This is a genomic window from Rhodococcus sp. M8 (genome assembly GCF_015654185.1).
GTDB classification, from domain to species: Bacteria; Actinomycetota; Actinomycetes; order Mycobacteriales; family Mycobacteriaceae; genus Rhodococcus; species Rhodococcus aetherivorans.
Genome location: NZ_CP064065.1, coordinates 508,961 through 529,520, shown reverse-complemented (window position 1 = coordinate 529,520; position 20,560 = coordinate 508,961). Strand labels below are relative to the sequence as shown.

At 71.3% G+C, this 20,560-nt stretch carries 17 protein-coding genes; 11 read left to right on the top strand and 6 right to left on the bottom strand.

Going from position 1 to position 20,560, the window contains the following annotated elements; all coding sequences use genetic code 11:
- Positions 1-76: 76 nt before the first annotated feature.
- Positions 77-1,897, bottom strand: coding sequence for an NAD(P)/FAD-dependent oxidoreductase (locus ISO16_RS02445; RefSeq protein ID WP_072635190.1), 1,821 nt, complete (start codon positions 1,895-1,897; stop codon positions 77-79).
- A 194-nt stretch (positions 1,898-2,091) separates the two neighbouring features.
- On the opposite strand from ISO16_RS02445, the gene ISO16_RS02440 reads away from it, so the two are divergent.
- The 6 genes from ISO16_RS02440 (at position 2,092) to ISO16_RS02415 (ending at position 8,749) form a co-directional block, all read left to right on the top strand.
- The gene (locus ISO16_RS02440) at positions 2,092-3,078 is read left to right on the top strand and encodes a glycoside hydrolase family 26 protein (RefSeq protein WP_006930651.1); all 987 of its coding nucleotides are present in this window, start codon (positions 2,092-2,094) and stop codon (positions 3,076-3,078) included.
- Position 3,079: 1 nt separating this feature from the next.
- Positions 3,080-4,321: a PP2C family protein-serine/threonine phosphatase gene (locus ISO16_RS02435; RefSeq protein WP_006930649.1), complete on the top strand. Its 1,242-nt coding sequence runs from the start codon at positions 3,080-3,082 to the stop codon at positions 4,319-4,321.
- On the top strand, positions 4,318-6,282 hold the full coding sequence (locus tag ISO16_RS02430) for a glycosyltransferase (RefSeq protein ID WP_072635189.1): 1,965 nt from the start codon (positions 4,318-4,320) through the stop codon (positions 6,280-6,282). The genes ISO16_RS02435 and ISO16_RS02430 overlap by 4 nt, the downstream gene beginning before the upstream one ends.
- On the top strand, positions 6,279-6,617 hold the full coding sequence (locus tag ISO16_RS02425; protein ID WP_006930645.1) for an STAS domain-containing protein: 339 nt from the start codon (positions 6,279-6,281) through the stop codon (positions 6,615-6,617). The genes ISO16_RS02430 and ISO16_RS02425 overlap by 4 nt, the downstream gene beginning before the upstream one ends.
- Positions 6,607-7,032, top strand: coding sequence for an ATP-binding protein (locus tag ISO16_RS02420; protein ID WP_072635188.1), 426 nt, complete (start codon positions 6,607-6,609; stop codon positions 7,030-7,032). Before ISO16_RS02425 ends, ISO16_RS02420 begins: the two co-directional genes overlap by 11 nt.
- Positions 7,033-7,333: 301 nt before the next feature.
- Entirely contained in the window at positions 7,334-8,749 is a 1,416-nt protein-coding gene (locus ISO16_RS02415; RefSeq protein ID WP_043798112.1) for an amino acid permease, read from the top strand.
- 79 nt (positions 8,750-8,828) lie between these two features.
- On the opposite strand, the gene ISO16_RS02410 is transcribed toward ISO16_RS02415, so the two are convergent.
- Positions 8,829-9,848 (bottom strand): Rv2578c family radical SAM protein, encoded by a 1,020-nt coding sequence (locus tag ISO16_RS02410; RefSeq protein ID WP_072635187.1) that lies wholly within the window; start codon positions 9,846-9,848, stop codon positions 8,829-8,831.
- 74 nt (positions 9,849-9,922) lie between these two features.
- Between ISO16_RS02410 and ISO16_RS02405 the strand changes: the two genes are divergently transcribed.
- Positions 9,923-10,282: a RidA family protein gene (locus ISO16_RS02405; protein WP_029543516.1), complete on the top strand. Its 360-nt coding sequence runs from the start codon at positions 9,923-9,925 to the stop codon at positions 10,280-10,282.
- A 60-nt stretch (positions 10,283-10,342) separates the two neighbouring features.
- Here the strand turns inward: ISO16_RS02405 and ISO16_RS02400 are convergent, their stop codons facing one another.
- From ISO16_RS02400 to ISO16_RS02385, 4 genes are read right to left on the bottom strand one after another with little or no spacing between them, the layout of a single operon-like run.
- Entirely contained in the window at positions 10,343-12,313 is a 1,971-nt protein-coding gene (locus ISO16_RS02400) for a 5-oxoprolinase/urea amidolyase family protein (protein ID WP_072635186.1), read from the bottom strand.
- On the bottom strand, positions 12,310-12,966 hold the full coding sequence (locus ISO16_RS02395) for an urea amidolyase associated protein UAAP2 (protein WP_006930633.1): 657 nt from the start codon (positions 12,964-12,966) through the stop codon (positions 12,310-12,312). The genes ISO16_RS02400 and ISO16_RS02395 overlap by 4 nt, the downstream gene beginning before the upstream one ends.
- Positions 12,967-12,968: 2 nt before the next feature.
- Positions 12,969-13,808 (bottom strand): urea amidolyase associated protein UAAP1, encoded by an 840-nt coding sequence (locus ISO16_RS02390; RefSeq protein ID WP_006930631.1) that lies wholly within the window; start codon positions 13,806-13,808, stop codon positions 12,969-12,971.
- A gap of 1 nt (position 13,809) precedes the next feature.
- Positions 13,810-15,354, bottom strand: a complete 1,545-nt coding sequence (locus ISO16_RS02385; RefSeq protein ID WP_072635185.1) for an amino acid permease — start codon at positions 15,352-15,354, stop codon at positions 13,810-13,812.
- A 199-nt stretch (positions 15,355-15,553) separates the two neighbouring features.
- Here ISO16_RS02385 and ISO16_RS02380 point away from each other — a divergent pair, with 199 nt between their 5' ends.
- The 4 genes from ISO16_RS02380 to ISO16_RS02365 all read left to right on the top strand — a co-directional run bounded on the left by ISO16_RS02380 (position 15,554) and on the right by ISO16_RS02365 (position 20,560).
- Positions 15,554-16,231: a TetR/AcrR family transcriptional regulator gene (locus ISO16_RS02380; RefSeq protein ID WP_006930622.1), complete on the top strand. Its 678-nt coding sequence runs from the start codon at positions 15,554-15,556 to the stop codon at positions 16,229-16,231.
- A gap of 35 nt (positions 16,232-16,266) precedes the next feature.
- Positions 16,267-16,614: a type VII secretion target gene (locus ISO16_RS02375; protein ID WP_072635184.1), complete on the top strand. Its 348-nt coding sequence runs from the start codon at positions 16,267-16,269 to the stop codon at positions 16,612-16,614.
- Positions 16,611-17,828, top strand: a complete 1,218-nt coding sequence (locus ISO16_RS02370; RefSeq protein WP_072635183.1) for a hypothetical protein — start codon at positions 16,611-16,613, stop codon at positions 17,826-17,828. Before ISO16_RS02375 ends, ISO16_RS02370 begins: the two co-directional genes overlap by 4 nt.
- A gap of 116 nt (positions 17,829-17,944) precedes the next feature.
- Positions 17,945-20,560 carry a carboxylate--amine ligase/circularly permuted type 2 ATP-grasp protein gene (locus ISO16_RS02365; protein WP_072635182.1) on the top strand — a complete coding sequence of 872 codons (2,616 nt, stop codon included), beginning with the start codon at positions 17,945-17,947 and terminating at the stop codon, positions 20,558-20,560.

The following is a 20,560-nucleotide window of genomic DNA, read 5'->3' as shown; positions in this document are numbered from 1 at the left end:
ACGCCACCCGCCCACAGTCTCGGCACGCCGAGCCGCCGGCGCGTCGTGCGCGCCGGCGGCTCGTCGCTTTCCCGGATCAGCTCAGGTGGTGGACCTCCTGAAGCCCGTACACCGGCGTCGGGATCCCCTCGTGCCGGGCCTTGAGCTGCAACGCCAGGTACAGCGAGTAGTGCCGCGACTGGTGCAGGTTGCCGCCGTGGAACCACAGGCCCTCCTGCCGGGTGGGCTTCCACATGTTGCGCTGCTCGCCCTCCCACGGGCCGGGGTCCTTGGTGGTGTCCGACCCCAGGCCCCAGCACTTGCCGACCTTGTCGGCGACGTCCTGGCCGATCAGGTCCGCCGCCCACCCGTTCATCGAGCCGTAGCCGGTCGCGTAGACCACCAGGTCGGCCTCGAGCTCGGTGCCGTCCTCGAGGATCACGCTGTTCTCGGTGAGTTCGCGGACGCCGCCGTGGGCCAGCTTGATCTCGCCGTCGGCGACGAGTTCGGCGGCACCGACGTCGATGTAGTAGCCGGACCCGCGGCGCAGGTACTTCATGAACAACCCGGAGCCGTCGTCCCCGAAGTCGAGCATGAACCCGGCCTTCTCGAGCCGGGCGTAGAAGTCGGCGTCGCGCTCCCGGATCGCGTTGTAGACGGGAATCTGGAACTCGTGCATGATCCGGTACGGCAGCGACGCGAACGTCAGGTCGGCCTTGGCTGTCGTCATCCCCGCGGCCAGGGCCCGCTCGGAGTACAGGTCGCCGAGGCCGAGGTCCATCAATGAGTCGGATTTGACGATGTGCGTGGACGAGCGCTGCACCATCGTCACGTCGGCGCCGACCTCCCACAGCGCGGCGCAGATGTCGTGCGCCGAGTTGTTCGCGCCGATCACCACGGCCTTCTTGCCCGCATACGCGTCCGGCCCGGGATGCTGGCTGGAGTGGTGCTGGTCCCCGCGGAACCGGTCCATGCCGGCGAAGGTCGGGATGTTGGGCTTGCCGGACATGCCGGTGGCGAGCACCAGCTGCTTCGGCCTCAGCACGACGGGTTCGCCGTCGCGGACCACGTTCACGGTCCACTCGCCGGTCGCCTCGTCGTAGGACGCCGAGGTGCACGTGGTCTTGGACCAGTAGGGCACCTCCATGACCTTGGTGTACATCTCGAGCCAGTCACCGATCTTGTCCTTGGGCGCGAACACCGGCCAGTTCTCGGGGAACGGCATGTACGGCAGGTGGTCGTACCAGACGGGATCGTGCAGGCACAGCGACTTGTAGCGGCCGCGCCACTGGTCGCCGGGCCGGTCGTGTTTGTCGAGCACGAGCGCGGGCACGCCGAGCTGGCGAAGACGGGCGCCGAGGGCGATGCCGCCCTGGCCGCCGCCGACGATCACGACGTACGGCTGGGTGGTGTAGCCGAGTTCGCGCTCCTCGGCCTCGCGCTTCTCGGACCAGGTGACGCGGTTGCGGTCGGCACCGTGCTGCACACCCTTGGGCCGGCGGACACCCTTGCTCTCCTCGTGCCCCTTCAGCTCCTGCATCGTGGTGAGCAGGGTCCAGGCACCCTCGTCCTTCAGCCGCAGGTGCCCGACGCCGCGGCCGACCGCCGTCTCGAACGCGATCCAGGCGCTGACGACGCCGCCGTCCTCGGTGGGGGGCTCGGTGGTGCGGAATCCGCTGGGGTCGGCGTCGTGCAGCCGCGCACGGAGCATGTCGGCGACACCTTCCCGGCCCTCGACGGTCTTGAGGTTCCAGGTGAAGGCGACCAGGTCGCGCCAGAAGCTGTCGGTGGCGAACATGCCCGCGGCGGCCTCGACGTCGCGCGCGGCGAGGGCGGCCTCGAAGTCGGCCAGCCACGCGTCGACCCTCTCCTGCGGTCCGGTGATCGCGGCGTCGGGTGGGGTCAGTGTGTCGGTCATTGCGTGCTCCTCGTCCTGAACTGTTGTGATACAGAGCACACCGCACTGCAGGTGGGTGCGGCCAGCGTTGCATCGTGTTGCACCCTGCGGCACACCGCTGCACGGACCCGGACGTCCGGCATAGACCCCGCTCGCATCCCGGACGAACCGTCACAAACCCGGCGACGGTTCGCCCGGGATGCGAGGGTGGAGCGGTGAGAAACGGACATCCTCGCCCGGCGGCGGTCGCGGCGGGCCTCGCCGTCGCGGTGTCGACCGCCGTGGGATGCGCGCCGGCGATCGACTGCGGCGCCGCGATCACGCCGCTGCACGAGCCGGTCGGCGCGTGCCTGCGATTCGGCGTGAGCACGCCCGGCGGCCCGACCGCCGTCGACGAGTTCGAACGGGTCGCCGAGATCGCGGGCACTCCCCCGACCGTGGTGCTGTCGTTCTCCGACTTCGCCTCGCCGCCGCCCGTCGCGGGGCTCGCCGCCGTGCGGCGGCTGGGCGCCGACCCGATCGTCACGTGGGAGCCGTGGCGCTGGCTCGGCGACGGGCGGTACGAGCGCGGCGAGTTCACGATGGCGTCGATCGCCGCGGGCGTGCACGACGACTACCTCTACCGCTGGGCCGACGAGCTCGCCGCGTGGGGTTCGACCGTCTATCTGCGTTTCGCGCACGAGCCGAACGGGACCTGGTACCCCTGGAGTCCGGCCGGGGGGACACCGCCGCACGTCTACGTCGCCGCGTGGCGTCACGTGCACGAGTTGTTCGCGTCGAAAGGGGTGGCCAACGTGAAATGGGTGTGGGCTCCGAACGTTTCGTTCGAGGGCAGCAGCATGATCGCGGACCTGTACCCGGGGGCGGAGTATGTCGACGTGGTCGGGGCCGACGGATACAACTGGGGCGCCACGCAGCCGTGGAGCCGCTGGACGTCGCCGCGGGAGCTGTTCGAGGAGACCCTCGACGAGCTCGGCCGGATCGCGCCGGGCAAGCCGATCGTGGTCACCGAGGTGGGCAGCACCGACGTCGGCGGGTCGAAGCCGGACTGGGTCGGCGACCTGATCTCCTTCCTCGACGACCGGACGGATGTGGCGGCGTTCGTCTGGTTCGATCACGACAAGGAAACCGACTGGCGGCTGGCGAGCACCCCGGAAGCGGCTGCCGCGCTGGCGGAAGCCCTGCAGAGGGGGCAGCGCTGACATGACGACCGACGCCTCGCACCTCCCCGACGACCTCGAGGACCAGCGGGTCCGCGACCTCGAACGGCTGGAGATCCTCGACACGCCCCGAGAAGACCGGTTCGAGCAGATCACCCGCATGGCCCGGCACGTGTTCGGGGTGCCCATGGCGAGTGTGGCACTGCTCGACCGGGACCGGCTCTGGTTCAAGTCCCTCCAGGGGCTCGACCTCGTACAGGTGCCGCGCGAGGAGAGCATGTGCAAGACCACGATTGCGCGCACCTACCACCATCCCGGCGATCCGACGCTGATCGTGGAGGACGCCTCCGCCGACCCCCGGTTCGCCGGCATTCCCGGTGTCGGCGGCGCCGACGGCGTCCGCTTCTACGCGGGCTACCCGTTGTACGGTCCCGCGGGTCATCCCGTCGGCACGTTCTGCATCTACGACACCGAGCCGCGGACACTCGACCCCGACCAGCTCGACGCGTTCGCCGAACTCGCCGAATGGGCGCAGCGGGAACTGCAACGCGCCGACGAACTCGATCGCGCCGCCGCGATGCAGGCCCAGCTGCTGCCGCGCCCGTTGACCGGGCTGCCCGGATTCGAGGTGCAGGCCGTGTGCATTCCGGCGTTCGTGGTCGGCGGCGACTTCTACGACCACTACCGGTTGCGCGGCGGGCTGGTCGTCACCGTCGCCGACGTGATGGGCAAGGGCCTCGGCGCGGCGATCCTGTCCTCGGCGGTGCGCTCCACGTTCCGCGGCGCGTCCCGGGTGATGGAGCGGTTCAGCCACGCCGAGGCATGCAGCGTCCTGGACACGGGCGCCGCGCTCGGCGCCGCCGCCGAGAACCTCACGGACGACTGCGAACACACCGGCACCTTCGTCACCGTGTTCCATGCCGCCGTCGAGTTCGCCACCGGGTCGGTGGACTACGTCGACGCCGGGCACGGCCTGGCCGCGATCCGCCGTCGCGACGGCTCCGTGGTGCCGCTGGCCGGCACCGGGCTACCCGTCGGCGTGCTCCGCGAGACGTCGTGGCAGGCGCAGTGCACGCGCCTCGAACCCGGTGACACGCTGGTGATCTGCTCCGACGGGCTGCTCGACCTGCTCGACGAGCACAGCGACCGGGAGGCCCTGTACCGGTTCGTGGCCGACCATGCGACGCCGCACGACCTGACCGAGGCGGCGCGGGCGCTGGCCGAAGGCAACCCACCGATGGACGACGTCACCGTCGTCGCCGTCCGTCGCTGCGAGGACGCATGAATGCGGCCGGTGCGGACCGCTACCCGTCGCCGGGCCTGCGGATCCTGATCACCGCGACGGTGCTGCTCGGCGTGAACTACGTGGTGTGGCGCTGGCTGTTCTCCGTCAACTGGTCCGCGTGGTGGATCGCGGTGCCACTCGTCGTCGCCGAGACGTACAGCCTGATCGACTCGATGCTGTTCGGGCTCACGATGTGGCGGTGGCGCCGGCGGGCCGCGCCGCCGGTCCCGCCGGACGGGCTGATCGTCGACGTCTTCATCACCACCTACAACGAGCCGGTCGACCTGGTGATCGGGACCGCCGAGGCGGCGGCACGCATCCGGTATCCGCACGAGACATGGATCCTCGACGACGGGGAGCGGCCCGAATTGGAGCGCGCCGCAGCCGAACTCGGGGTCCGGTACATGACGCGGGCGGCCAGCTGGACGAACAAGCCCCGGCACGCCAAGGCGGGCAACCTCAACAACGCCCTGCTGCACACGCACGGCGAGTTCATCCTCGTCCTCGATGCCGACCAGGTGCCCGACGCGGAGATCCTGCACCGCACCCTCGGCTACTTCGAGGATGAGCGGACGGCCCTGGTGCAGACACCGCAGTACTTCGTCAACGTGCCGGACTCCGATCCGCTGGGCAGCCAGGCCCCGCTGTTCTACGGCCCGATCCAGCAGGGCAAGGACGGCTGGAACGCCGCCTTCTTCTGCGGCTCGAACGCGATCCTGCGCCGCGAGGCGCTGATGCAGCTGGGCATCACCGGCTACGTCCGTGCCGTCGAGGAGGGCGTGGTGCGGGCGCTGCGCACGGCCGGCAAGGTGCTCGACCGGGCGCGATCCGAGGTCGGTGCGAACCAGCCGGAGGTTCTCGCCGCCCTCGATTCGGTGCGGGTGGCCGTGCGCACGGCCCGCGCGGCCGTCCGGCAGGGACAGCCGCTCGCCGAGGTGACCTACCGGTTCCAGCAGAGCGTGGACGAGGCCGCGCGGGCCGTGGTCGACGCGGACGCCGGATCGATCCGCGCAGACCTGGAGGCGATCGCCGCCCTGACCGCCACCCCCGGGTCCGACGCCGACGGAGTTCTGCTCGACGAGACGACATTGTCGCGCCTCGCAGACCGCGAGTGGTCGCCGCTCGGGGCGCTCGAGTCGATCCGTACGATGATCCGCGCCGTCGACGTCAGCCGCGACGACGAGGCCGAACCGACGCTGGCGCTGGCAACGATCTCGGTGACCGAGGACATGGCCACGTCGATGCGCCTGCACGGGATGGGCTGGAAGTCGGTCTACCACCACGAGGTGCTCGCGCACGGTCTCGCGCCGGAGGACGTGGGCACGATGCTCACCCAGCGGCTGCGCTGGGCGCAGGGCACGATCCAGGTGATGCTGCGGGAGAATCCGCTCGTGCAGCGAGGATTGACGATCCCGCAGCGGCTGATGTACTGGGCGACGATGTGGAGCTACCTCGCGGGTTTCGCGGCCGTCGCCTACATCGCCGCGCCGGTGATCTACCTGATCTTCGGAGTGCTGCCCGTGCAGGCCTACAGCTGGGACTTCTTCGGCCGGCTCATCCCGTTCCTGCTGTTGAACCAGTTGCTGTTCTTCGTGGTCGGTCGGGGCACCCCGACCTGGCGGGGGCAGCAGTACAGCCTGGCGCTGTTCCCGGTGTGGATCAAGGCGTGCTGGACGGCGTTTCGCAACGTGTACCTGCACAAGCCCCTCGACTTCGCGGTGACCCCGAAGACGCGGCAGGGCCGCGCCACGCTCCCGTGGGGCAAGGTGCGGTACCAGATCGCGGCCATGGCGCTGCTGGTGATCGCGTCGGTGGTGGGTGTGGTGCGCTTGTATCTGGGCGCGAGCTCGGTGCTGGGCGTCGGCGTCAACCTGTTCTGGGTGCTGTTCGACCTGGCGATCCTGAGTGTGGTGATACCGGCGGTCCGCTACCGCGGGCCCGACATGGAAGGAAGACGATGACGCACTTCGCAACCCGCACCACCGGCTCGGACGTGGTGGTGGTCCGGCCCGAGGGCCGGCTGAACATGGTCGCCGCACCGCGGCTGCGGGAACAGCTGCGCGGCCTCGTCGAGGGCGGGTCCGCCCGCGTCGTCGTCGACCTCGGCGCCACCGAGTTCATCGACTCGTCGGGGCTCGGGGCGCTGGTGTCGGGGCTCAAGGCCGCCCGGCAGGCCGGCGGGGACCTGCGGCTGGCGGCGCCCACGGCGCAGGTGCGCAGCGTGCTGTCGCTGACGAGCCTCGACCGCGTGCTGCGCACGTACGACTCCGCGGACGCCGCGTTCGATGGCGACTGACCCCGGCGCGGGATCTTGGGCCCTGACGACCGTCACGGGCGCCGACACGCTCACCGACGTGCACGCGCTGATCGAGAAGATGATGTGCGCGGGGCAGGTGGAGGACGAGGATCGCTTCCCGTTCGAGATCGCGGTGGCCGAGATCGCCGCCAACATCGTCGAGCACGCAGGCGACGGCGCTCCGGTCACGATGCGGCTGGAGCTGCGCCTGTCCCCGGACCGGATCGAGGCCTGCTTCCACGACGACGGCCGGCCCGCGCGCGTCGACCTCGAGACGGTCCGGATGCCCGGGGAGATGGCCGAGCGGGGCCGGGGCCTGGCGATCGCCCTGGCGGCGCTGGACGAGTTGTCCTACCGCAGGCGGGGCGGCAGCAACCGGTGGATCCTCGTGCGGGAACGGACCGACCCGGCATAACCGCGCACCGGTCCGCCCGGGGCCGGCCACGCGACCGGCCCGGCGTCCGCCCTCGCCGCGGCGACCGAGATGCCGACTTTGTCCGGACCACCCCCGTTAACTTCCCGTTAAGTCGACTCCCGCGCGACCGCTCGGACCGCCGGAAAAGCCCAGGCCGGCGCCGCGCATCTGCCGTTTCGTCGAACGTCGGGATCGACGGCTCGCCGATGTGTCTATTACAGCGGCGGAGCGGGAACCTCAGACTCAGGCGGTCGAGAGGTACATCACACTCGATACCAAACCTGGTTGTGAAGGGGTTCCCATGTCGAACAGCGATCAGCCCGAGCTGAGGCACACGCTCGAGAAGCGGCACCTGTCGATGATCGCGATCGCGGGTGTCATCGGTGCAGGCTTGTTCGTCGGCTCGGGCGCTGCGATCCGGGAGACTGGCCCCGGGGTGCTGGTCGCCTACGCACTCGCCGGGGTCGTCGTCGTGCTCGTCATGCGCATGCTCGGCGAGATGGCGGCGGCGAATCCGCAGACGGGGTCGTTCTCGGCGTACGCCGACCGGGCCATCGGCCGATGGGCCGGGTTCTCCATCGGGTGGCTCTACGCCTGGTTCTGGATCATCGTCCTGGGCATCGAAGCGACGGCCGGTGCGGTGATCATGAACCGCTGGATTCCCGGCGTGCCCCAGTGGACGTGGGCGCTGGTCCTCATGGTCGTGCTGACGCTGACCAACATCGCGTCGGTGAAGTCGTTCGGCGAGTTCGAGTTCTGGTTCGCCGCCATCAAGGTCACGGCGATCGTGGCGTTCCTCGTGCTCGGCGTCCTCGCGATCTGCGGCTTTCTGCCCGGCGTCGAGGCGCCGGGACTGAGCAACCTCACCGGTCACGGCGGCTTCTTCCCCAACGGGACAGGTGCCGTACTCGCCGGGGTCCTCGTCGTGGTGTTCTCCTTCTTCGGAGCCGAGATCGCGACCATCGCCGCCGGCGAGTCCGCCAACCCGGCCGAGGCGGTGCGCAAGGCGGTGCGGTCGGTCGTGTGGCGGATCCTGATCTTCTACATCGGCTCGATCGCCGTCGTCGTCACCCTGCTGCCGTGGGACGACGCCTCGGTGGCGTTGAGCCCGTACGTGGCGGTCATCGACTCCTTCGGCATCCCGGCGGCCGCCACCATCATGGACGTCATCGTGCTGACGTCGGTGCTCTCGTGCCTGAACTCGGGCCTTTACACCGCCAGCCGCATGATCTTCTCCCTGTCGCGCCGCGGTGACGCCCCGCCGTCGCTGGCCACCATCGGGCGGTCCGGTGTGCCCCGCAACGCGGTTCTCGTCTCCACCGTGGTCGGCTTCCTCACCGTGGGCCTGAACTACCTCTACCCCGAGACGGTGTTCCTGTTCCTGGTCAATTCCTCCGGAGCGATCGCCCTGTTCGTGTGGCTCGTCATTGCCGCGTCCCAGCTGCGCATGCGCCGCTCGCTCGAGGCCCAGGGCCGGGAGCTGTCGCCGAGGATGTGGCTCTTCCCGTACCTCACCTGGTTCACCATCGCGGCGATCGTCGCGCTGTGCGCCGGCATGATCGCCCTGGAGAGCACGCGCAGCCAGATGCTGACGTCCTCGGCCCTCGCCGCCGTCGTCGTCGGAGTCGGCGTCTACCGGCAGCGCCGCAGTGCCGCTCCGGCTGCGCCGGTGGACGCGAACGCCGGCGTCGCCGACGTGGTCCCGGAAACCACCTGACCGACCGGCCGGTGTCGCCCTCGCGGGTACCTGCCTCACCCCGGGGGGCGACGTCGTGTCCCGAGTTCCGCAGCGCCGCTCAGAACAGGGTGGGGTCCGCCGACTCGGCTGCCGGCCGCGGCGGCGCTGCGACCGGGCGCCGGTGCTCGGCCACGCGCGCGCCGAGCCCGTAGCGGGACACCAGCGGATCGACGCGGTCCTTCAACCACGTCTTGTACTCCGGTGAGACGTACGCGCCGCGGCCGTAGATCTGCCGGTACCGCCGGATCAGGGCGGGGTGCTCCTGACCCAGCCACGACAGGAACCAGCCGCGGGTGGCGCCGCGCAGATGCATCGGCAGCACCGTCACGCCGGTCGCCCCCGCCGCCGAGATCGCACCGAGCAGATCGTCGAGGTGCCGGGCGGAGTCGGTGAGGCACGGGATGACCGGGGCGACCATGACGTGGCAGGGCAGCCCGGCGTCGCTGACGGCCCGGATCAGGTCCAGACGTGCCTTGGGCGACGGGGTGCCGGGTTCGATCTGCTTCTGCAGGTCGGGCTCGCCGATCGCGAGGGAGACGGCGACGCCGATGTCGACCTGCCCGGCGGCGAGGGTGAGCAACGGCAGGTCGCGGCGCAGCAGCGTGCCCTTGGTCAGGATCGAGAACGGGGTGCCGGATTCGGCGAGGGCCCGGATGACGCCGGGCATCAGCCGGTAGCGGCCCTCGGCCCGCTGGTACGGGTCGGTATTGGTGCCCAGGGCGACGTGCTCGCGCTTCCACGACCGTCGCGCGAGTTCGCGGCGCAGCACGGCCGCGACGTTGGTCTTGACCACGATCCGGCTGTCGAAGTCGCGGCCCGCGTCGAGGTCGAGATACTCGTGGGTCGGTCGGGCGAAGCAGTATCGGCACGCGTGCGAGCAGCCGCGAAAAGTGTTGACGGTGAAGCGGAACGGCAGGTTCGACGCCTCGGGGGTCTTGTTGAGCGCGCTCTTGCACAGCACCTCGTGGAAGGTGATGCCCTCGAACTCGGGGGTCTGGACGCTGCGGACGAGCCCGGCCCGTTCGAGGCCTGGGAGCGCGCCGTCGTCGACGTCGAGAGTCTGTGCCGCCCACCGCATGCAGCCAGTCGAACATACGTGCTAACGACAGTCAAGCGCGGGGCGGCGGGGGCGGCCTGACAGAATTCCGGGCCATGACCCGTGTGAACATCTCGTCCGGCTCCGAATGGGAGCCCAGGATCGGCTACTCCCGCGCCGTGCGCATCGGCAACCAGATCGCCGTGTCCGGCACCACCGGCGCCGGCGACACGCTCGCCGACCAGACGCGCGCCGCACTGAAGACCATCGAGGCCGCGCTCGGCGAGGCCGGCGCCTCGCTGACGGACGTGATCCGCACGCGCATGTACCTCACCGACATGTCGACATGGGAGGAGGCCGCGCTCGTGCACGGCGAGGTGTTCGGCGAGATCCGCCCGGCCTCCACCATCCTCGAGGTCTCGAGCCTCATCGACAAGGGCCTGTTCATCGAGATCGAGGCCGACGCCGTCGTGTAGGCGGCTGCGCCGCCGGTGCGTCCTTCGGGCGGCAGGAACAGCCCGAAGGACACACCGGTGCTACGCGCCCGCGGCCTCCCAGCGGGCGCGCTCGGCGGCGAACGCCACCGACTGCACCTGCTGGAAGGCGTCGATCGACGCGGCGTTGCCGGCCAGGAACCGCTGGTGCTCGGCCAGGGAGAACGTGCCGTCGGTGATGTCCACTCCCCCGCCGCGGCCCGCCGCGAGGTCGGCGCGCAGGTCCATCAGCTCCTCCGGTTCGACGGGATACCAGGAGATCCGGTCGAAGAAGCGCAGCAGCCACGGTGTGCCGGCCTCGAACGGGCCCGCGGCCTGCGGGTGGCGGTGGTTCCACACCTGGGTCGTGCGGCCGACGAACTGGTAGCCACCCGGGCCCTCCATGCCGTAGATGCACAGGTACGCCCCGCCGATGCCGACGGCGTTCTCCGGCGTCCACGTGCGGGCCGGGTTGTACTTGGTCGTCACGAGCCGGTGCCGCGGGTCGAGCGGGGTCGCGACCGGCGCCCCGAGGTACACGTCGCCGAGACCGAGCACCATGTAGTCGGCGGCGAAGACGGTGTCGAACACGTCGTTCACCGAATCGAGGCCGTTCATCCGGCGGATGAACTCGATGTTCCACGGGCACCACGGCGCATCCGCCCGCACCCCGTGCATGTACCGCTGGATCGCCTCGCGGGTGGCCGGGTCGTCCCACGACAGGGGCAGGCGCACCCGCCGGCTCGGCACCACGAGCTCGTCGCTCGCCGGGAGCTGGTCCTCGGCCTCGGCGAGCAGATCGAGCAGCGTCGGCACCGGCAGCACGTCGGGGTCGACCTTGACCTGGAGCGACCGGATGCCGGGGGTGAGTTCGAGCAGGCCCGCGGGGCGTTCGGTGTCGAGCCGCCGGTGCAGCGCGTGCACGCGGGCCCGCAGCGCGAGATCGAGCGTCATGTCACCGTATTCGACCAGGACGTTGTCGTCGCCGCTGCGCCGGTAGGTGACGGCGGTGTCGCCGTCGCGGCGGGCGAGGACGCCGTCGTCGCCGTCGCCGCCGGGCGAGACCACCAGCGACAGCCCGGCCCGACGGGCGACGCCGAGCGCGCGGCGCGACGCGGCGTGCTCGGCGCGGACAGGCACGAACCGCACCGTGTGCCCGGGCGCGAGCTGGCCGAGCTTCCACCGGTCCGCGGCGACGACGGTGACGGGACAGACGAATCCGCCCAGGCTCGGGCCGTCCGGCCCGAGGAGGATGGGGGTGTCACCGGTGAAGTCGAGCGCACCGACGGAGTACGCGTTGTCGTGGATGTTGGACGGGTGCAGGCCGGCCTCCCCGCCGTCGGTGCGTGCCCACTGCGGCTTCGGCCCGGTCAGGCGCACGCCGGTGCGGTCGGAGTTGAAGTGCACCTCGTAGTCGGTGGCGTAGAGCGTGTCGATGTCGCTGCGGGTGAAGAACTCCGGAGCGCCGTGCGGGCCCTCGGTGACGGCGATCTCCCAGCGGGCGGTCATGGCCGGCACGTGTTCGGCCGGCACCGGGACGGCCGCGCCGGTCGCGACCTCCCCGACGACGAGCACGTCGCCCTCGGTGAGGGTGCGGCCCTCGTGGCCGCCGAACCTTCCGAGGGTGAAGGTGGCTGCGCTGCCGAGGAATTCGGGGACGTCGAGTCCGCCGCCGACGAGTACGTACACGCGCAGGCCGGGGCCGGCGACGGCGCCGACGTCGAGCACGCCGCCGGCGGGGACGGTGACGGGACGCCACTGCGGGACCACCGTGCCGTTCACCGTCACGGTCGCCGGGGCGCCGGTGACGCACACCTCGGTGGCATCGGTGAAGCGCAGGGCCGGCCCGGCCATGGTGGATTCGAGGCCGGCCGCGCCCTCGGGGTTGCCGAGTGCGGCGTTGCCGAGTCGGAACGACAGGTCGTCCATCGGGCCGGAGGGCGGGACCCCGATCTGCCAGTACCCGGTGCGGCCCGGATAGTCCTGCACTGTGGTGAGCATGCCGGGACGGTCGACGGTGATCTTGGTGGTCATGACGGTCGGGCCTCCGGTCGGGTGACGATCATCCGCACCGTGGTGGGGTCGAAACCGTTGCACGGATTGTTGATCTGCGGGCAGTTGGAGACGAGGACGAGCACGTCGCGGTCGGCGCGCAGTGCGAGGCGCTTGCCGGGCGCGGAGAGTCCGTCGACGATGCCGAGGGTGCCGTCGGGGTCGACGGGCACGTTCATGAAGAAGTTGATGTTGGACACCAGGTCGCGTTTGCCCAGGCCCCACCGGGCACCCTCGACGAGGAAGTTCTCGACGCAGGCGTGCTGGTGCTTGGTGTGGTGGCCGTAGCGCAGGGTGTTCGACTCCTGCGAGCAGGCGCCGCCGACGGTGTCGTGGTTGCCGACCTCGTCGGCGACGAGGGTCATCAGTTCCTCGCCGTCGGCGGCGCGCAGCACCGAGCCGGCGGTGAGGAACAGGTTGCCCTGCGCGGCGACGGTGGCGGCGGCGCTGTAGCGGACGGTGGTGTCGTGGGCGTCGTAGATCAGGGTGTCGACGGCCTGGTTGCCGTGCAGATCGACGATGGTGAGCACGTCGCCGGCGGCGACGACGGCCGACCACGGTCCGCGGGCGCCGGCGATCTCGTCGCGGATCACGGTCCCGGGGACGAGCGCCGGCAGGTCGAGGGTCGAGGTCATGATCAGTGCTCCGTTCCGGTGGCGGCAGTCCAGGCGTCCTCGGTGTTGAGGACGGCGCGCCGGTATTCGGGGTCCGTGTTCGGCAGGGTGTCGAGGTCACGCGGGGCGTGCCAGGCGAGCACCTCGAGGGTGGTGGTGGGGAACCCGGGTGCCGGGTCGAGGGGGTGGGCGGTGTTGGCGATGAGTGCGATCACCGGCAGGTGGATCAGCAGCTCGACGCAGGCTCCGGCGCCGGCGGTGCCGGTGCTGGTCAGGGCCCCGTCGGCCGCGACGCGCACGCCGTGGAAGAACGACAGGGACGGCGGCAGGTCGCGCGGGGCGAGGCCGTGCTTCGCGGCGGCGACGGTGAACAGCTCCCGCCCGGCGGGGGCGTGCGAATGCAGGCTGCCCGCCCCGTATTTCGCCGTGTTCCCGGCGAGGTTCGTGGTGCCGCACAGGGCGTCGTGGCGGCCGGAGGTGTCGGCGACGACGGTGGCGAGCACCCGGCCCTGGTCCGACAGCAGCGGGTGCCCGACGCCGAGGTAGGCCTGCCACGGCACCTTGACGGTGTCGGCGACGTTGAGCCGCTCGTGCGGGGCGTCGGCGCGGAAGAGCAGCAGGTGGGCGCAGGCGGCGCCGTCGATGTCACGCAGCCGCAGCCGGGTGCCGCGGGCGAGGACCTTGCCGGTGTAACGGCCGCCGGGCACGGTCTCCGCCCAGGTCATGGCGGCGGTGCGGCCGCCGGGCGGGGTGGGGTACGCGGTGGCGGGCACGGTGGGCATGCCGTCGGTGACGGTGCCGGCCTGCGCGCGGGCGTGCGCCTTGGCGGCGTGGGTGGTGGCGGTGTCGAGGACGCCGGTCATCTCAGGCTCCGATCGTGACGGGGTTCGGGTGCGCGGCGCGGCGCGGGAAGCACAGGGCGCCCAGAGCGACGACGGCGGCGACAGTGAGCGGTGCGGCCCACTGCAGCAGCGGCATGGTGCCGTCCGGGTTGAAGATCTCGGCGCGCGGCCAGGACAGGTTGATCACCATCAGCAGGCCGTACGCGACGGCGAGGGCGTTGACGGGCAGACCCCATCGGCCGAGGGAGAACAGCGGGTCGCCGTCGGCGTCGGTCGCCGTGCCGTCGTGCGGCCAACCGCGCAGCCGGCGCAGCAGCAGCGGCACGGTGACCATCAGGTACGCGAGGTAGATGAGCACGATGCACACGCTCGACAGGGTCGCGAAGATCGCGCTGTTGCCCATGTTGAGCGCGAGGATGCCGATGCACACCACGCCGATCAGCACGGCCGGCGCGATGGGAGTGCCGGTGCGGGCGTTGACGTGCGAGAGGATCTTCGACGCGGGCAGGCGCTCGTCGCGGGCCATCGAGAAGATCAGGCGCGACGCGGCGGTCTGGATGGCGAGGGTGCAGATGAACACGGCGATGGCGACGTCGACGAGGAGCAGCGTGCCCCACGGTGAGGACAGGATGGCGCCGAGCACGTAGGGCAGGCCCTCGGCGGCGAGGCGGCCGTCGGTGAGGCTGGGGGCGGCCATGAGGGCGCCGAGGATCATCAGGCCGCCGCCGAGGGCGGAGACCGACAGGGCGAGGCGGATGGTGCGGGGTGCGACGCGCCGCGGGTTGCGGGTCTCCTCGGCGAGTTCGCCGGCCGAGCCGAAGCCGACCATGACGTACGCGGCCATGAGGCCCGAGACGATCCACGCCCAGCCGTAGCCGGGGGCCTCCCCGGTGACGCCGGTGTCGAGGACGACCTGCGGGCCGCGGACGGCGTGGGTGAAGAACATGCCGATCACGGCGACGACACCGACGATCTCGCAGGTGACGCCGATGCTGTTGATCCGCGACATCCAGTTCACGCCGATGCTGTTGATGATCGTGGTGAGCACGAGCAGCACCGAGCCGAGCAGGACGGCATTGGCGGCGCCGGAGGAGGAGGTCAGCGACGGGTCGTCGCCGATGATCTGGAATCCGCTCCAGATGTTCGGCAGGACCACCTGCAGGGCGATCGCGGCGGCCGAGGCGGTGACCATCTGGGCGAGGATCATGAACCAGCCGGCGAACCAGCCGACCACCTCGCCGCCCATCCGGCGGGCCCATTGATAGATCGCCCCGGAGATCGGATAGCGCGCCGCGAGTTCGGCGAAGTTCAGGGCGACCATGAACTGACCGGCGAAGACCACCACCCACGTCCAGAAGAAGGCGGGGCCGCCGAAGCCGAAGCCGAGGCCGAACAGCTGGAAGATGGTCGTCAGGATGGAGACGAACGAGAAGCCGGCGGCGAAGGAGGCGAACTTGCCGAGGTTGCGGTGCAGCTGCTGCTGGTAGCCGAATTCGCCCAGGTCGCCCGCGTCCTGGTGCGAGGCGGTCGGTGCAGCGGCAGCCGGCCGGGTGAGCGTCAGGCTCATGGCGGTGTCCGTTTCTGTGCGCGGTGGCGGCGGCCGGGTGACCGTCGAAAAACTGTCGAGTGACAGTTTTCGCGAGGTCACGTCTTGTCCGAATGACCGCGGCGTAACGAGTTCGTGACCGACGTTTCCTCCGTGTGACGGTCTGCTCACCGCCCGCCCGGGGCGCTGTCACCGTCCGATCTGTGCCATCGTCGAGGACGTGACCCACGCCCGTCCCGGACGCCCCCGACTGCACCGGCCACGCCGGCCCGGTTCCACCGCGCGCGCCGAAATTCTCGACGCCGCAGCAGAACTGTTCACCACCCGTGGATTCGCGTCGACCTCGACGCGGCTCGTGGCCGAGGCGGTCGGCGTCCGGCAGGCCTCCCTGTACAACCACTTCGCCACCAAGGACGACATCCTCGCGGCGCTGCTCGAGCAGACCGTCGCCCCCACCCTGTCGTTCTGCGAGCGCCTCGGCGACGACGCGCCCGCCGAGGCGCGGCTGTACGCCCTGGCGCTGTTCGACACCGCGCAGCTCGTCGCGGGACGCTGGAATCTCGGTGCGCTGTACCTGCTTCCGGAGGTGCGCACCGAGCGCTTCGCACAGTTCCACACCGCCCGGACCGGTCTGCGCGAGTGCTACCGGCGGCTCACGGTCGCCGTCCTCGACCGCCTCGGCGCCGGCGCGGACGCCGACGACCCGCGCGCCGATCTGCCGTTCCGGCTGGTCGAATCCGCCATCAACATCCGCGCGGACCGGGGCACGGACGCCGTCGCCGACCTGCCCGACGTGCTGGCGGAGGCGGCGCTGCGCGTGCTCGGATTCACCGCGCCCGCAGAGCCCGTGCGCGACGTCGCCCGCACGCTCGTCGCCCGTGTCGCCGACTCGAGTTAGAGTGCTGCCCACGCGAATCTGATTGGGGGGTCATCATGAGCGGTTTACTCGACGCTGTCGGCTCGTTCTCGACGGGAGGCGGCGTCCGTGTCGTACCCGACGGGGTCCGGGCCTTCGGCAGCACATCCCTGCGCGCCGCGGAGGAGGTCGCCCGCGCGGGCGCGATGAATCTGCAGGCCAACGTCTCGTCGCTGAGCCCCGCCATGGGCCTGATCGGCGCGGACTTCGTCGCGGCGTTCGCCGTCACACAGGGTGCGCACACCCGCACCGTCGCGCAGCTGGCATACGTCTACGCGTCCGGCGGTGTCGCCGCGCACGACGCCGCCACCCGGTACGAGGCGCTCGACGCCGCGGTCGCCGCGGGACTCGGGGGCGCGCGGTGATCGCACAGGAGACGCCGGTCGCTTCGCCCACCGTCCTCGACGCACTGCGCGCGTCCCCCGCCGGCCCGGCCCTCGACCTGCCGCTGCCCGCGCCGCCGGCCCCGCCGACGTGGTCGCCCGAACCCGAGCTCGACGCGATAACCGAAGTGCTGCAGTCTCTTCCGGTTCCGGCAGTGCCGGGAATCGACGAAATGCTGCGTCCACTGCGCGACCTCGGCGACCTGTTCGGTACCGGCATCGTCGACGCGCTCGATCCGTCGGCGGTCCTGCAGCAGTCGTCGCGGATGCTCGACGGCGCGGCGTCGCTGGCCCGCACGGCACTGCACGCGCTGCCGGACTCGTGGGCGGGCGCACCCGCCGAGGCGGCGCTCGACAAGGGTCGCCAGGCCCAGGTCAGCGCGGTCGAGCTGAGCGAACGGGGCGACGAGATCGGGGCCGTCACGCGCGCCGCCACCGCGAGTGTCGAGCGGGGCAACGTCGAACTCGGCGGGATCGCCCAGTCCTTCCTGGCCTTCGCCACCGCGACCGCGCCCGTCGCGTTGACGCCGCCGGGTCAGATCGCGCTGCTCACTTCCGCCGCCGAGCATGTATCCGCGGCACTGGCGGTGGTCGCGCGCACCCGCGGTGAGCTTCTCGGCTACACCACGGCGATGAACGCCCTCGCCGCACCCATCGCCGTGCCCGCCCCCGTCGCCGCGCCCGGCCTGCCGGCTCCGGCCGACGTCGCAGCGGCGGCCACGGGAGCCGTGGACACCGTCGCCGGCGCGGTCGGTGTGTCCGACGACCTTCCCGCGCAGACGCACGCCGCGGCGTTCGGGGGTGGCACCGTCACCGCCGGCCCCACGACGACCGCCGCGACCGCACCGGTGAGCACCGGCGCCGTGGCACCGGGCGCCGGAAGCGCCGTTGCACCGGGCGCCGGAAGCGCCGTGGCGCTGGGCGCGGGAGGCGCCACGGCCCTCGGGACCGCGGGCGGGGGTCTCGCCGGCACGCCGTCGGGCCCGCGACCGCCCACGTCCGCTCCGGTGACGGCCGCAGCTGCGGCCGCACGTCATCCCCTCCCCGCCGCCGTCCCGGGCACCGGACGCGCCGATGAGGACGCTCCGCGACGGGCGCGTCCGACGATCCTGGTGACCGCGGCGAACACCACCGCCGTGATCGGCGAGGTGCCGCCGGCGACCGCCCCGGTGATCGGGGCCGGCGACGACTGGTGATTCCGTGTCCCCCGCCCCGGCGCGCGGGGCGGGGACACGGTCGACGGCCACGCTGGTGTCCGTGACCCGCGGTTTCCTTCTGCGAGGACGATCCGGGCCGCGTAGCGTGTAAACGCATGTTCGGTGGCGGTGCCCGCAAGCTTGGTGTCGAGGAGGAATTCCACCTCATCGACGCGAAGACCCGGCGTCTCACGCCGCGCGCCCCGGAACTGCTCGCGCGCCTGCCCGGCGACGTCTACGTCGAGGAACTGCAGCGCTGCGTCGTCGAGGTCAACAGCGGCGTGTTTCCGGATCTCGCGGGTCTCCGCGCAGATCTGGTGCACCGCCGGTCCGTTCTCGTCGACACCGCCGCCGAGCTCGGCCTCGGCATCGCCGCCGCGGGCGCGGTCCCACTGGCCGTGCCCGCGGAGATGCAGGTCACCGAGACGCCGCGGTATCGCCGCATGCTGGCCGACTACCAGCTCCTGGCCCGCGAGCAGCTGATCTGCGGCACCCAGGTGCACGTGGACATTCCCGACCGGGACGAGGCGGTGCAGGTCGCCAATCGGGTCGCCCCGTTCCTGCCGATCTTCCTCGCCCTGAGCGCGAGCTCGCCGTTCTGGGCCGACGGCACGGACACCGGATATGCCAGCGTCCGCAACCTGGTGTGGATCCGGTGGCCGAGTACCGGGCCGGCCGCGCCGGTGTCGTCGGCCGCCGAGTACGACAAGCTCATCGCGGACCTGGTCTCGACCGGCGTGATCACCGACCCGGGCATGGTGTACTTCGATCTCCGCCCGTCGGACCGGTATCCGACCCTCGAGCTGCGCGTGTGCGACAGCTGCCCGTCGGTGGACACGATCACGCTGATAGCCGGGCTGTTCCGCGCCCTGGTCGATCGGGAGGTGACCGACCTTCGGGCCGGTGTCCCGGGGCTCGACGTCTCGCCGACCCTGGTGCGCGCCGCCATGTGGCGCGCCTCGCGCTCCGGCCTCGAGGGTCCTCTGGTCGACGTGCGGTCGGCCACCCCGCGGCCGGCACGGGAGATCGTCGACGGACTGATCCGGTCGCTCCGGCCCCAGCTCGAGGGGAACGACGACTGGGCCCTGGTGTCGGAGCTCGCGGAGACCGCCCTGCAGGTCGGCAGTTCGGCCGCCCGCCAGCGGCGGGTGCTGCGCCGACGGGGCCGCCTGACCGACGTGGTGGATCTGCTTCTCGACGAAACCGCGGGGCGCGTGCGCGCGGTGCCGGAGATCGCCGATCCCGGTGCAACCCTGCTCCACGGCTACGTTCCGCTGCGAGCGGGCGACGTGGACGACCGGTACGACGAGGCCGTCGAGGTCGGCGGGCGTCCCCGTCGCGAGTACGAGGCGGTCCTGGCCGCGGTGGCGCGGGTCGGTGCGGCCGAACTGCGCCGCATCCAGGAGTCCATCGACCGGGAACAGAGCGTCGACGGCGTGACGTTCCGGGTGAGCGGCGAGGATCGTGCCCAGGTCTTTCCCATGGACATCGTCCCGCGCATCGTCCCGCACACCGAATGGTCGCACCTGGTCCCGGGTTTGCAGCAACGCGCCCTGGCCCTCAACGCCTTCCTCGGCGACATCTACGGCGAGCAGGCCGCGGTGCGGGACGGGGTGATTCCCTCCGAGTTGCTCGACCGTGCCCCGGGCTATCGGGCCACCGGGGCCGCCGCAGCAAATCCCCCGGTGCGCGCCCACATCTGCGGGATCGACCTCGTCAGCACGGGCCCGGGCGACTTCGTGGTGCTCGAGGACAACCTGCGGGTGCCGTCGGGCGTGGGGTATGCGATGGCGCATCGCGCGATGACGACCCGGTTCCTCGGGGCCCTCGGCATGCCGGCCGACGTGATGTCCGTGGACTCGATGCCGGAGATGACGCGGCAGACGCTGCAGGCGGCGGCGCCCGCCGCGGCCGCGGGACCGGACGTCTCCGTGGCGCTGCTCAGCGCCGGGTGGAAGGACTCCGCATGGTTCGAGCACCGGTTGCTCGCCGAGAAGTCCGGACTGCCCCTCGTGCTGACCGGGGAACTGTCGGTACGCGACGACGTCGTGTACCGACACCGGGGACGCGAGGCCACGCGAGTGGACGTGCTGTACGTCCGCCTCGACGAGGACATGCTGCTGTCCTCGATCGGGCACGACGGGCACCCGCTGCGCAGGGGGCTTCGGGCCGCGCTGCAGGCCGGCAACGTGACGATCGCCAACGCCCTGGGGAACGGGGTCGGGGACGACAAGGCCGTCTATTCGTATGTGCCGGCAATGATCGAGTACTACCTCGGCGAGAAGCCGATCCTCGAGCAGGTACCCACGTGGGTGTGCGCCGAGCGTGAGCAACGCGACTACGTCCTCGACCGGTTGGCGGAGCTGGTGGTCAAGCCGATCGACGGGTTCGGCGGCGCCGGAATCACCATCGGCCCGGAAGCGTCGCGACACGAACTGCTGGAGCGGCGTCGGGACCTGCTCACCCACCCGGAGCGATACGTCGCGCAGGAGGTCGTGCCGTTGTCGACGCATCCGACGTTCGACGGGAGCGGCCTGTTTCCGCACCACATCGACCTGCGCGCATTCGTTCATCTTCGGGCCGAGGGGCCGTCGGTGCGTGCCCGCGTCGCTCCGGCGGCGCTGACCCGGGTGGCCCCCATCGGGAGCATGGTCGTCAATTCGTCCCGGGGCGGCGGGGGGAAGGACACCTGGGTGCTCGGTCCCCCACGCGGCGCGGCCAGCGACGAATAA